Source organism: Sphingobacterium mizutaii (genome assembly GCF_900187125.1).
Classification (GTDB): Bacteria; Bacteroidota; Bacteroidia; order Sphingobacteriales; family Sphingobacteriaceae; genus Sphingobacterium; species Sphingobacterium mizutaii.
The window spans coordinates 1,781,441-1,794,332 of record NZ_LT906468.1; the positions used below are offsets into that span (position 1 = coordinate 1,781,441).

Consider the following 12,892-nt stretch of genomic DNA (forward strand, 5'->3'; position numbering starts at 1 on the left):
TTAACTTTTTATATGACCTTTTCCCGATACGAAGCCCTATTGGTCGCGATGTTGACCATAGTTCAGTTTACCGTTGTGCTAGATTTTGCAGTCATGGCACCATTGGGTGCTGAGTTGATCGATTCCTTGAATATCTCTACCAAACAATTTGGAATTTTAGTTTCCGCCTATGCCCTGAGTGCAGGTGCATCGGGTTTCTTATTGGCTGGTTTTATCGATCGCTTTGATCGGAAAAACATCCTTTTGATGATGTACGTGGGCTTTATTATTGGGACAGTTTTCTGTGCGATAGCACCTTCTTATTATTTTCTGCTGGTTTCCAGGATTGTGGCTGGTGTATTTGGAGGTGTTATGTCAGGTATTACCTTTGCGACGGTAACAGATTTTTTTCGATATGAAGTCCGTGGTAGGGTTATGGGCTTCATTCAAATGGCTTTTTCAGCTAGCCAGATTTTAGGGATTCCTCTAGGACTCTATTTAGCACATATCTGGTCTTGGCATGTTCCGTTTTATTTTATTGTAGGCATAGGTCTCGTCAATATCGCCATGTTATTGAAGTATATGCAACCTATTCCATCCAAAACACTTGAGGGTGAGAAAAGCAGTTATTTCCAAGTGATCAGAAGGGTTTTTACCAATAGAAAGTATTTGGTAGCCTTTTCCACGACCTTTTTCTTATCGACAGGAGGATTTATCCTACAACCATACATAACGCCGCATTTGGTATTCGACCTGAATTATGCGGAAGATCAATTGCCCTATGTTTTTTTCGCAGCGGGTATTGCAACCCTGGTTGGATCACCCTTTTTCGGGAAATTAAGTGATTCTTGGGGAAAGTATAAGTTGTTTGTAACGGGAAGTTTATTGGCGGGAATTTGTGTTATTTGGTTTGTTAACGTTCCGGCAGGCAATTTATTTATGGTTGCAGTGGCATTTAGTTGTATGATGTTGTTCGTGTCTTCTAGAATTATCAGTGCAACAGCAATGATCACCGCGATTCCAGAAGCAAGCGAACGCGGAGCCTTTATGAATATCAATTCTGCCATCCAGCAATCCAGTGGAGGGATTGCATCAATTCTTGGCGGTATAGTTTTGATCGAAAAAGAGGGGAACCAAGGATTTGAGAATTTCCAGTTATTAGGTTGGATTACCTTTGTGAGTATTTTGCTCTGTATCTTATTGATGTATAGGGTGAATAAAATTGTAGAAGGGAAGTATTTGTAGGGGATTTGAGGAAGATCGGGGTTGAACCAGGATGAATGGGATGAGAGGATAGACCAAGATCGGGGGAAGAACCAGGATTCCCCTAGGCTCCGCTCGGGGTACGGGATGAGAGGATGGACCAAGATCATTCGTTATCTCCAAACATGGCACCTTTGCAAGGAACTAATCCTAAAACCCTTTTTTTTCCCGGGGTCATCCTGACGCAGGAAGGATCTCGGAACTATTCAAACCTTCCATTTATTCTAAAACAATTATAATTCCATTTGCGAACAGGTCCTACACCGAAGGTGTAGGATGACAGGTTATGACGCTGACGACACGTACAGATTCTTCACAACCCGTTCAGAATGGGAAATGGCCCAGAGAGGGATTCAGAGCACAGCGAAGAATCTATTTTTTAAGGATGGCTGTCATCCCGAAATCGTAAGGTGAGGAAACTATTTTTTTCATTATCAACCCATTTAAAGGGTATAGAAAAATATTTCACCCCCGCTGTGGGTTATCCTTTTGACGCTTCACCTTTCTACAAAGATTCCACCACCTCTGGGGGTTTTCTATATTCCAATTCTCGATTCTATAAATTTTTTACCCCTGTTGGGGACTCCCAAATTCCCAGCAATCCTTAGCATTTTACCCTCAACCAAATCCCTCTTTTCAGATGTAATTTTTTTAATGCAGTTCTTTAGACTGAAATAAATAATTGCATATTTGTTTTTTGACTGACATTTGTTAATTTGGTAAAACGGATTAGCGAAACCTAAACACAAAAAATATTAATAAACTCAAATATGATTAAACATTGTTTATCCAAGATTTCTCTTCTGCTAATATTGGTAGCGGTCCTGAGTTCTTGTCAACAAAAACGATCTGGAAAGCCAAGGGTATTGGTTTTCAGTAAAACTGCAGGTTTTCATCACAATTCTATTGAAAAGGGCAATGCAGCCATTCAAAAATTAGGTCTAGAGAACGATTTCGTCGTGGATACCACTTCGAATGCAGATCGATTTGTTGAGGATTCTTTGAAGAATTACTCAGCAGTTGTATTCTTAAATACATCTGGAGATGTCTTAAACAATTATCAAGAAGCTGATTTCGAGCGCTATATTCAAGCTGGAGGTGGTTTTGTTGGAATCCATTCGGCGGCTGACTCTGAGACGGATTGGGGTTGGTACGGTCGTTTACTGGGTGGATATTTTGGATCAGAGCCTGAATTGAAACAGGGTAAGTTAACCCTGGTCGACAAAAGTCATCCCTCCACAAAAGGTCTTCCTGATCCTTGGGAAATTACAGATGAATGGTACACGTTCAAGAAACAACCTGAAGGGTTGAAAATCTTGATGACCGTTGATAAATCTGTTTTCCCGAATAAGGATGAAATGGAGCAAGCTCCAGTGGCTTGGTACCAGGAATATGATGGTGGACGTTCATTCTATACCGGACTGGGACATGAGGATGCTGAATATTCTGACCCGAATTTCTTGAAGCATATCCTTGGCGGTATCCAATATGCTATCGGTAAGAACTATGAACTGGATTATAAAAAAGCAAAGACTTTACAAGTTCCGGCTGCTGATCAATTCAAGAAAGTTACTTTGGCAGAAGGAGAATTCTTCGAACCTACCGAGATGGCTATCTTGCCTAATCTAGATATCTTGATTGCGCAACGTCGTGGAGAACTATTGCTATATAGCAAAGAAACGAATAAAGTGACCCAAGTTGGGCTATTGGATGTTTATCATAAAACAGAGGTTCCAAACGTCAATGCAGAAGAAGGATTTATGGGCTTGACCGCTGACCCTGATTTTGCAAAGAACAATTATATCTATGCTTATTACAGTCCTAAAGATACTTCGGTAAATAGGCTTTCAAGATTTGTCTTTAAAGACAATAAATTGGACATGGCTTCTGAGAAAGTGGTTTTAGAATTGTATTCTCAACGTGATATCTGTTGTCATACAGGTGGTTCATTGGCATTTGGTAAGGATAGAAATTTATTTATTTCTACAGGAGATAACTCCACACCATTTGATGAGCCAAACCAAAAATATGTGAGCAACGGATTTTCACCTAAGGATTCAAGGGAAGGACATGAGCAATATGATGCTCAACGTTCTTCTGGAAACACCAATGACTTACGTGGAAAGGTATTGCGTATCACAGTGAAGGAAGATGGTACTTATGATATTCCTGCAGGAAACTTATTCCCTAAAGGAACCGAAAAAACTAGGCCTGAAATCTATGTAATGGGTAACAGAAACCCATATCGAGTTTCCATTGACAAGAAAAATGGATTCTTGTATTGGGGAGAAGTTGGACCAGATGCCAATAAAGATTCTTTGAACAGAGGACCACGTGGCTATGATGAGGTTAACCAAGCCCGTAAGGCTGGTTTCTTTGGCTGGCCGTATTTCGTAGGAAACAATTATGCTTACCATGCTTATAACTATGAGACTGGAGAAATGGGTGCTGCTTATGATCCGAAGAAGCCAATCAATGATTCAAGGAACAATACAGGTTTAAGGGAGTTGCCAGAGGCTATGCCGGCATTTATTTGGTATCCATATGCTGAATCACCTGATTTCCCTCAAGTAGGTTCTGGCGGTCGTAATGCGATGGCAGGTCCTATCTATTATACCGATATGTTCCCGCAAGAAACCCGCTATCCAGATTATTACAATGGTAAATTATTTATCTATGACTGGATTCGTGGATGGTTCAAAGCAGTAACGATGTTGCCTAACGGTGATTTCGATAAGATGGAGCCATTTATGGGCGGTGTTAAGTTCAATAGTCCAATTGATATGGAAGTTGGCCCAGATGGTAAGTTCTATGTATTGGAGTACGGAAGTGGCTGGTTCAGCAAGAACCCAGATGCAGGTATTTCAAGGGTCGATTTCGTAGCAGCCTCGGCAGATCATGCTGCCAATAAAGGAGCTGATGGCGATGCGAGCGTGGCTGGACCAATGGGTCACCAACAAGGTAGCAAACCTAAAGGTGAGGCTTTGATTGAAGCATCAGATTGTAAGGCTTGTCATGCTTTGGATAAGAAGTCTGTAGGACCTTCTTATGTGGAGATCGCCAAACATTACAAAGACAATAAAGATGCCCATAGCATCCTTGTGAAGAAAATCAAGAATGGCGGAAGTGGTGTTTGGGGAGAAGTAGCGATGGCTGCACACCCTAACATGAAAGATGCTGATCTAGATGAAATCGTAACTTGGATTCTATCGCATAAATAAGAATTAGTTGAAACTACCCTGATTGATCAGGGATATAAAAAATTGGAGTAGCTGGCTGGCTGCTCCTTTTTTTATGGGGGAAAGGGTGGGGGTGTTGGAGAATTTCTAGGAAGTTGAAATGTTTGTAGAAAACCCACAGCGTGGGTGGAATCTTTGTAGAAGGATGAGGCGTTAAACGGTTAACCCCTAGAGGGGGTGAAATATTTTTCCGAAAATCCCCTTTATGGGTATAAAACAATAAAAAATAGTTCCCTCATCTTACGATTTCGGGATGACACCGATTCTTAAAAAAAAACAACAATGGATTCTTCGCTGCGCTCTGAATCCCTCACATGAATATCCAATTCTGAACGATGAGTGAAGAATCTGTACGAAAATGTCCACTACATTTTGTCATCCTACACCTTCGGTGTAGGACCTGTTCGCTAATGGAATCATCATTGTTTTTGAATAAAGGGGAGGTTTGAATAGTTCCGAGATCCTTCCTGCGTCAGGATGACACCGGAAAGGGCAAGGGAAAGGTTTTTAGGATAGTTCCGGGCTAACGTGCCATGTTTGAATATAGCGCTAATGATCTTGGTCTATTAATCCTGTGCCGGGTCTCGATGAATATCGAGCGGTTCCGAGATGCCGCTCGACCATCGGAAAAGATCTTGGTCCTTTGAATCCTGTGCCGGGTCTCGACCTTCGGAAATGATCTTGGTCCTTTAATCCTGTGCCTGGTTTCGATGGATATCGAGCGGCATCTCGGCTTCGATAACCGTCGAAGGGAATCCTGGTTCAAATCCATGTTGCGGGCGTATGCGATACGCCCCTACGAATTTTGGTGAAATTATTGTTGAATATAATGCCAACAATGATCCTGTGCCGGGTCTCGACTGCGCTCGACCATCGGAAAAGATCTTGGTCCATCCTCTTATCCTTTCCATCCTGGTTCAAATCACCAGGCCTATCCAATAATCCCTTTTCCCTTCTTAATACATTTATATACGAAAGACTCCCCAACAATCCCTTTTTTTACTTCTTAATATGAATATCGGTTTGTGGGAATGGGATTTCGATCCCTGCTTTGTCCAGGTCTTCTTTACATTGGATGATCAATTGTTCCTGCATGGCCCAGAAGTTTTCGTTGGAGGTCGTGACGCGGACAGAGAGATTAATAGCACTATCTCCTAATTCGGTGACCACCACATCTGGTGCGGGTTCTTTAAATGCAAATTCATTTTTTGAAACGGTATCCAATAATAATCTTTTTGCAGCCTTTAGGTCGGTATCATAGCCGACACCGATGTTGAACCAGGTCCTACGAGTTCCCAATTCAGAATAGTTGGTGATATTGCTATTGGAAAGCTCGCCATTGGGGATAATGACCAATTGGTTTTGCGGAGTTACTAATCTGGTATTGAAAATATCGATGACTTTAACGGTTCCATCCACACCGGAAGATGAGGAGATATAATCGCCAACCCTAAATGGTTTGAATAACAGGATCAACACTCCACCAGCGAAGTTGGATAGGGAACCTTGCAAGGACATACCGATTGCTAAACCAGCCGCACCAATCACTGCAATAAATGTCGATGTCTGAACCCCTAATTGACTGACAACAACAATAAAAAGCATGATTTTCAAGACCCAATTCAATAAGTTGCCTAAAAAAGTTCTGATACTAGGGTCAACATCACGCTTTTCGAAAATCTTTCCTAAAAGTTTTCCAAAAAGTTTGATGAGCCATAGGCCTAAGAAGAGAACAAGGGCGGCTGAAATCAAAGAGCTCAATAATACTGGCGCGTAAGCAATTGCGCTGTCAATAAATTTTTCCAATTTGTTTTCAATACCATTCAAATTTGCGTCTTGCATTTTTTTCTGTTTTTGTTGTGCGTATTACTAGTAAATATTCAGTTTGAAACATAAGATGATCCCTTACAGGGAACAATAGAAATCCCATGGTTAATCACCTCGAAGCGTTAAAGATAGTATGGGATTGGATGCAAATTAAGAATGCTAATTTGCACTTGTTTTTAATAAATGTGATACAAAGGTACTAAAAAATAAACCTATAAGCAATTTTAGCGTCGGTTTGATGAATTATTGCAGTTTTTTTGAAATTATCCTTACTTTGCCTGCACGCTGAAAATATGAAAAACGTTAAAGCATTCTATAACCCTGCGCAACTCTTTACGTTCAGTTTTATTATGATCATTTTGACTGGATGTTTATTGTTGATGGCGCCATTTTCAACACAGGTTCCTATCAATTTCATCGATGCACTCTTTACAGCGACCAGTGCGGTCTGTGTCACTGGATTGACCACCTTAGATACGGGGACTGCATTTACCCCAATAGGCCATTTTATTATAATCCTATTGATCCAGATCGGAGGACTAGGAATCCTAACCTTTACCAACTATTTCGCTTATTTTTTCAAGGGCGCAAGCACATATGAAAATCAAATCGCTACCAGTAATTTTTCTAATAACGAGAAATTAGGCGAAGTCTTTTTGATGCTGAAAAGGATTATCATAATTACTTTTTCCATAGAGCTGGTGGGAGCTATTTTTATTTTTCTTTTTACCGCAAAATTGATGGAGCAATCCTTTCTGGAGCATTTGTTCTTTTCGGTCTTTCATTCGATTTCATCCTTTTGTAATGCTGGATTCTCCGTAGTGCCGGATGGCCTGACCAATCCTTTGGTGATCCATAACTATGCATTCCAGATGGTCCTGATCATATTGATTATTTTTGGTGGATTGGGTTTTCCTATTGTTATCAATATATTGAAATACCTAAAACACGTATTCAATCGGATTTTCAAAAAAATAGCATACAGGGAATTCGATTATAAGCCTTGGGTGATCAATATCAACAGTAAGATCAATTTGATCACTACATTGAGCATTACAGTTTTTGCCACGATATTGATCTTTATATTGGAATATGATAATATCTTGGTGACACATGAGGGCATAGGGAAGTTTGTGACAGCACTGTTTACGGTGGTATCACCGCGTACGGCGGGTTATAACAGCATTGATTATGGATCATTGCATATCTATAGTATTTTGTTCATTATTCTATTGATGTGGATTGGTGCGTCTCCAAATTCAACAGGAGGTGGTATCAAGACCAGTACCTTTGCGGTTGCTGTATTGAATATCTTGAGCTTGGTAAAAGGAAAAGAAAGGGTAGAGGTATTTCAACGAGAAATTGCCGGGATTACCATTAAACGGGCATTTGCCATCATGACTTTATCACTCTTTGTGATTGGTTGCTGCATAGTTTCCATTTCCGTTTTTGATCCTGAATGTACATTGGTTGAAATCGCTTTTGAATGTTTTTCCGCCTATAGTACAGTGGGATTGACCTTAGGGATTACAGCAAAGCTATCTGCTGGGAGTAAGATTACCCTGATCATACTGATGTTCATAGGTAGGGTGACCATGCTGACCATCATGATTGCCATGTTCAAGAAAGTGAAATTCACAAATTATAGATACGCAAAAGAAGAACTTACAATAAATTAAGCAATGAAATTTATCATCATAGGATTAGGGAATTTTGGAGCCTCATTGGCCATGAAACTAACCGCCCAAGGGAATGAGGTGATTGGGGTGGATTTGAGACTGGAGCGAATTACCGCATTGAAAGAAAAAATCACACATACCATTGCACTTGATGCTGCCGAACCGAGTGCTTTCCATTCTTTGCCCTTGAAAAATACCGATGTGGTCATCGTAGCCATAGGCGAGGATGAAGGCGCGAATATCATGGTCACGGCATTGTGTAAAGAAGCACAAGTGAAGCGATTGGTGAGCCGGGCAGTAAATGCTTTGCATGAAAAAGTATTGAATGCGATCGGCGTAACGGAAATTGTACATCCCGAAGAAGAGACTGCAGAGCGCTGGTCGAAGAAGCTCTGTCTATCAGGTCTGGTGGATTCCTTTGAATTAAACGCCAATTATAGCATTGTAGAGGCTATTATTCCCCAGCAATATGTCGGAAAAACCATACAGGAAATTGGCTTCAGGGAAAAATACGAAATCTTGGTGCTAACTATCCTGAAAAGTGCTGAAAGAGATACCCTATTTGGGAAAAGCAGGATCGTCACAACGATTTTGCATGGAATTCCAAAGCCTGATACCATGTTACAGGAAGGTGAAATTATTGTGATTTATGGAAGCAATAAAAACATTAAGGAATTCTTGAAATAGGATAGTTTTTTGTTAAATACAGGATTTTATGAGGGATGTTTTGCATCCCTCTTTTTGTGGATTGAGGCTTGGCTGAAATAAGATTTTGGATTATCGGCAAAGAATATTCTAGCGTTTCAGTTCTGTTATTAAAAGCGCTAATATATTGCTATATGAAAGTTATTTATTCAGTATGATTTTAGTTTTGTTAATTTTTTTTAAAATGATAAAATAATTTTAGAACTATATGGCAATTTTATGGTTTAAATTAATAAAAAAGAAGTTATAACATAAGTAATAACTATCTTGCATTAGTTATTAATCTACCAATATTGTATGAGCATGCCTATTGTCCCGGAAAATGAATCGGAGCGTTTAAATATCCTATATTCTTTTGGACTGATTGCTATTGGGAAAATGCCGGAACTCGATGTATTTGCTGAACTGGCATGTCGAATTACGAATTGCCCATCATCTATAATTGCCATTATGGAAAAGGACCAACAGCGAATACAAAGCTGTATTGGTCTTGATTTAGATACGGTAGATCGTAAGAACACGGTTTGTCAATATACCATATTGAGTGAGGAACCTTTGATGATCGAGGATACCTTTTTGGACCCTAGGACTGCCAATAATCCACTTATCATAGCGGGACAGATCAGGTTTTATGCTGGTGTACCTCTATTGGACGAACGTGGCCATGCATTAGGGACACTTTGTGTCATCGACTACCATCCGAAAACCTTGAACCAACAACAATTAAAGGAACTTCAGGACTTAGCTAAAGCTGCCCTATCGGTGCTTTTGGCAAAGAGAAAATTAAACCAGGCTGGTTATTTCAAAGATATCCTTTCTGTGACGCAGAACATGATCTGTGTACTGAATGAAGACTTTACGATAAAGGAAGTAAATCCAGCGTTTGCAGATCTGCTGCAGATTCCAATCTTAGCTTTCAGTGACCTTCCTTTTTTAGAGGTCTTGAAAATTAGGGATAATAAGATCGCATCGAAAATAAAATCAGTTTCCAATTCAGATTTAGAAGTCATGGTGCAAACCCAAACTGCACTATCAGAGGAAGAATCGGTAACCATAGATTGGCATCTGAAGCATGGGCAGGAGAATAAAGAGATTTTTGCATTTGGCAGAAATATGACCAAGGAAAATTCAGAAAGGGTCAAGCTTGAGGTCTCCGAAAGACGCTTTAGGAATTTCTTTGAAAATGGGATTGGTTTGACCAGCATGCATGATATTCATGGGAATATCTTGGAAGTCAATGAGAAGGGTAGACAAGTCCTAGGTTATGAATTGGAGGAGATTCCTAACTTAAACCTTAGGGATTTAGTACCACAAGAAAACAAATCGCTCATACAGCCTTATTTGGACAGGATCCTAAAAAACGGAGAGGACTCCGGCATGATGGTGTTGAAGAAACGGACTGGAGAGTGGATATATTGGTTATATAACAATATGCTGGAGAAAGATCAGAATGGGAAGAAGTATATTGTCAGCTCAGCATTGAACCTAACGGATAGAATTAAGTTAGAGAAGGATCTGGAGCATACCAAACAGATTCTCGAACAAACCAATACCGTAGCACAGGTAGGTGGATGGGAAGTGGATGTGAAGAAAAATGAAATCTATTGGTCCGACTCTACCCGTTTAATCCACGGGGTATCAGAAGATTTTGAGCCCAATATGGAAAATGTGTTCTCTTTTTTCGATCCTGCTGAGCGAGAATTTATTGAGTGTAAGTTTGCTGAAGCCATGGAGACTGGGCATTCCTATGATTTCGAAATGCTGATGAGAAAAGCTAATGCTGAACAAATATGGGTCAGGATTAAAGGTATTCCGGAAATTATCGAAGGGCGCTGTGAACGCGTATTTGGGATTATACAGGATATCGATCAGAGCAAGAAACTATATTTAGATATCGAGTTAAAAGAAGCGATGCTTCAAACCTTTGTCAAGCATGTTCCGGCTGCAGTAGCCATGTTTGATACTGATCTTAATTATTTGGCTCTCAGCCAGCAATGGATTGAAGAATTCCATCAAGGTCAGAATTCGGAAGAGAAGAGGAATCTCTTTGAGCTCTTTCCGAATGTTCCAGAAAGTAGGAAGCAGATCTATAAGCGTGCATTGGAGGGAGTCCCATATAAAAATGTGGATGAAGTTGTTCAGGTCGAGGGAGCTGCAGAAAACCAACACTATAATTGGGAAGTCAGACCATGGCGAATTTCTGACCAAACCATCGGGGGCATCATCATTTTCTCACAGAATATCACCGAACAGGTTGAGAACAACGAGGAATTAAGAAAGGCGAAGCAGCTTGCCGATCTAGCCAGTAAGGCTAAATCAGAATTCTTGGCTAATATGAGCCATGAAATCAGGACCCCATTAAATGGGGTTATAGGCTTTTCCGATCTTTTATTGAAGACCCCACTAAACGATTTACAAAAGCAGTATTTAAAATATGTCAATGAATCCGGCAGTAATCTACTGGCGATCATTAATGATATCCTGGATTTTTCGAAGATCGAATCTGGCAAGCTTGAATTCTATATCGATCAATACAACCTATATGAATTAGTAAATCAGGTCATCCATGTGATCCTTTATCAAGCCCAAAATAAAGATATTGAGCTTTTGCTGAATATAGAGCAAGGTTTGCCAACCATGATCTATATTGATGAATCTAGGGTTAAGCAGGTCCTTATTAATCTTTTGGGGAATGCGGTAAAGTTCACTGAAAAAGGGGAGATCGAATTGCGGGTTGAGGAAACTTATAAAAATGAAGAAAAGGTAGGTTTGCGTTTTACAGTTCGAGATACCGGAATTGGAATCCCAGAGGAAAAACAGCAACGGATATTTGACGCATTTATCCAAGAAGACAGTTCGGTTAGCAAACGATTTGGTGGAACTGGATTGGGATTGACGATTTCCAATAATATCTTGAATTATATGGGTAGCAACCTGTCCTTAAGAAGTCAAGTTGGCGTAGGTTCAGAGTTCTTTTTTGAGATAGAAGTACCTTATGAAAATCCCATTGAGGCTGAACATAATTTAGCGGTTCAGACAGCTTTGATCGTGGATGATAATGCGAGCAATAGGTTGATATTAGAGCACATGCTGGCGTATAAAGGTGTAGAGACCGAAACGGCTGAAAATGGTTTTGAAGCCTTACAGCTGCTATCTATTGGAAAGCGATTTGATGTGATATTGATGGATTATAGAATGCCAATCTTGAATGGACTGGAAACCATTTCTAAGATCAAGGAATTGTACAAGCAAAATGTAGAGGATTTACCCATCTTGATCTTGCATACGTCATCTGATGATGAAGAACATATCGGACATTTCCGTCAAGAACCAAATTCTTTTATTCTAACTAAACCCATTATTTCTGAAGATCTATACCGGATCTTGAGAAAGGATTCAGAAAGCAATAAATCACTTAATGAAGCGCAAGTTGCAGAGGGCAATGAGGAGGATAAGGTTTTCAACAAGTCCTATCAAGTCCTGCTTGCTGATGATAATCCAGTTAACATGGCCTTGAATAATCGCTTGATCGAGAATATCCTGCCTCATTGTAAGACAGAATGTGTAGAGAATGGGAAATTGGCAGTGGAATCTTGTGAAAAGAAACATTTTGATCTGATCCTAATGGATATTCAGATGCCAGTAATGGATGGGTTGGAAGCAACCAAAAGAATTCGGGAGATTAAGAAATATAAAAATGTACCCATTATCGGGATTACTGCGGGGAATGTAGTGGGCGAAAGGGAAAGATGTTTACAGGTCGGTGTCAATGATTTTCTGACCAAACCTATCAAGGTTGAGACCTTTAAGGATGTGGTTTATGGATCCCTGCTCCAGGCAGCAAACAAAAGCCTATCTAAAATAAATGAAGTAAAACATATTGATTTCGATGTGATTGAAGAAGCCACAGATTCTGATCCTGAATTTAAGCAACAGTTTTATGGATTGATCATCCAAGAACTGCAAATGCAGGAAATGGATATCAAGCAATTGATAGCAGACCGCGATGAAAATCTATTAGGTCGAGTTTTGCATAAATTGAAAGGAACTTCGGGAAGTGCCGGATTGACAGAATTGAACCATATGTTGGTTGAATTGGACAGTCAGTTTTCTAGAGGGATTGAGGTATGGGAGCATTTGCCCAAGGTGTTATTAGAGGTAGAGATATTACAGAAATTATTAATTGATATAAAGGAGTGA

General features: G+C 40.0%; 7 protein-coding genes. 5 read left to right on the top strand and 2 right to left on the bottom strand.

Features of this window, described 5'->3' with window-relative positions:
- The first annotated feature begins 12 nt into the window (after positions 1–12).
- Both CKW03_RS07670 and CKW03_RS07680 read left to right on the top strand, forming a co-directional pair.
- Entirely contained in the window at positions 13–1,224 is a 1,212-nt protein-coding gene (locus CKW03_RS07670; RefSeq protein WP_093095533.1) for an MFS transporter, read from the top strand.
- Between the two features lie 788 nt (positions 1,225–2,012).
- On the top strand, positions 2,013–4,463 hold the full coding sequence (locus CKW03_RS07680) for a ThuA domain-containing protein (RefSeq protein WP_093095536.1): 2,451 nt from the start codon (positions 2,013–2,015) through the stop codon (positions 4,461–4,463).
- A 707-nt stretch (positions 4,464–5,170) separates the two neighbouring features.
- On the opposite strand, the gene CKW03_RS07685 is transcribed toward CKW03_RS07680, so the two are convergent.
- A complete protein-coding gene (locus tag CKW03_RS07685) occupies positions 5,171–5,392 on the bottom strand; it encodes a hypothetical protein (protein ID WP_093095538.1) in 222 nt (73 codons plus the stop codon).
- 88 nt (positions 5,393–5,480) lie between these two features.
- Complete coding sequence (locus tag CKW03_RS07690; protein WP_093095539.1) at positions 5,481–6,323, bottom strand: mechanosensitive ion channel family protein; 843 nt, start codon at positions 6,321–6,323, stop codon at positions 5,481–5,483.
- Positions 6,324–6,601: 278 nt separating this feature from the next.
- Between CKW03_RS07690 and CKW03_RS07695 the strand changes: the two genes are divergently transcribed.
- The 3 genes from CKW03_RS07695 (at position 6,602) to CKW03_RS07705 (ending at position 12,892) form a co-directional block, all read left to right on the top strand.
- On the top strand, positions 6,602–7,987 hold the full coding sequence (locus tag CKW03_RS07695) for a TrkH family potassium uptake protein (RefSeq protein ID WP_093095541.1): 1,386 nt from the start codon (positions 6,602–6,604) through the stop codon (positions 7,985–7,987).
- A gap of 3 nt (positions 7,988–7,990) precedes the next feature.
- Entirely contained in the window at positions 7,991–8,674 is a 684-nt protein-coding gene (locus tag CKW03_RS07700; RefSeq protein ID WP_093095542.1) for a potassium channel family protein, read from the top strand.
- Positions 8,675–8,989: 315 nt separating this feature from the next.
- On the top strand, positions 8,990–12,892 hold the full coding sequence (locus CKW03_RS07705; protein WP_093095543.1) for a response regulator: 3,903 nt from the start codon (positions 8,990–8,992) through the stop codon (positions 12,890–12,892).

Coding starts and splice junctions, on each gene's coding strand:
- CKW03_RS07695 (WP_093095541.1), top strand. CDS start 6,602: ATGAAAAACGTTAAAGCATTCTATAACCCTGCGCAACTCTTTACGTTC.
- CKW03_RS07670 (WP_093095533.1), top strand. CDS start 13: ATGACCTTTTCCCGATACGAAGCCCTATTGGTCGCGATGTTGACCATA.
- CKW03_RS07685 (WP_093095538.1), bottom strand. CDS start 5,392: ATGGAAAGGATAAGAGGATGGACCAAGATCTTTTCCGATGGTCGAGCG.
- CKW03_RS07705 (WP_093095543.1), top strand. CDS start 8,990: ATGAGCATGCCTATTGTCCCGGAAAATGAATCGGAGCGTTTAAATATC.
- CKW03_RS07680 (WP_093095536.1), top strand. CDS start 2,013: ATGATTAAACATTGTTTATCCAAGATTTCTCTTCTGCTAATATTGGTA.
- CKW03_RS07700 (WP_093095542.1), top strand. CDS start 7,991: ATGAAATTTATCATCATAGGATTAGGGAATTTTGGAGCCTCATTGGCC.
- CKW03_RS07690 (WP_093095539.1), bottom strand. CDS start 6,323: ATGCAAGACGCAAATTTGAATGGTATTGAAAACAAATTGGAAAAATTT.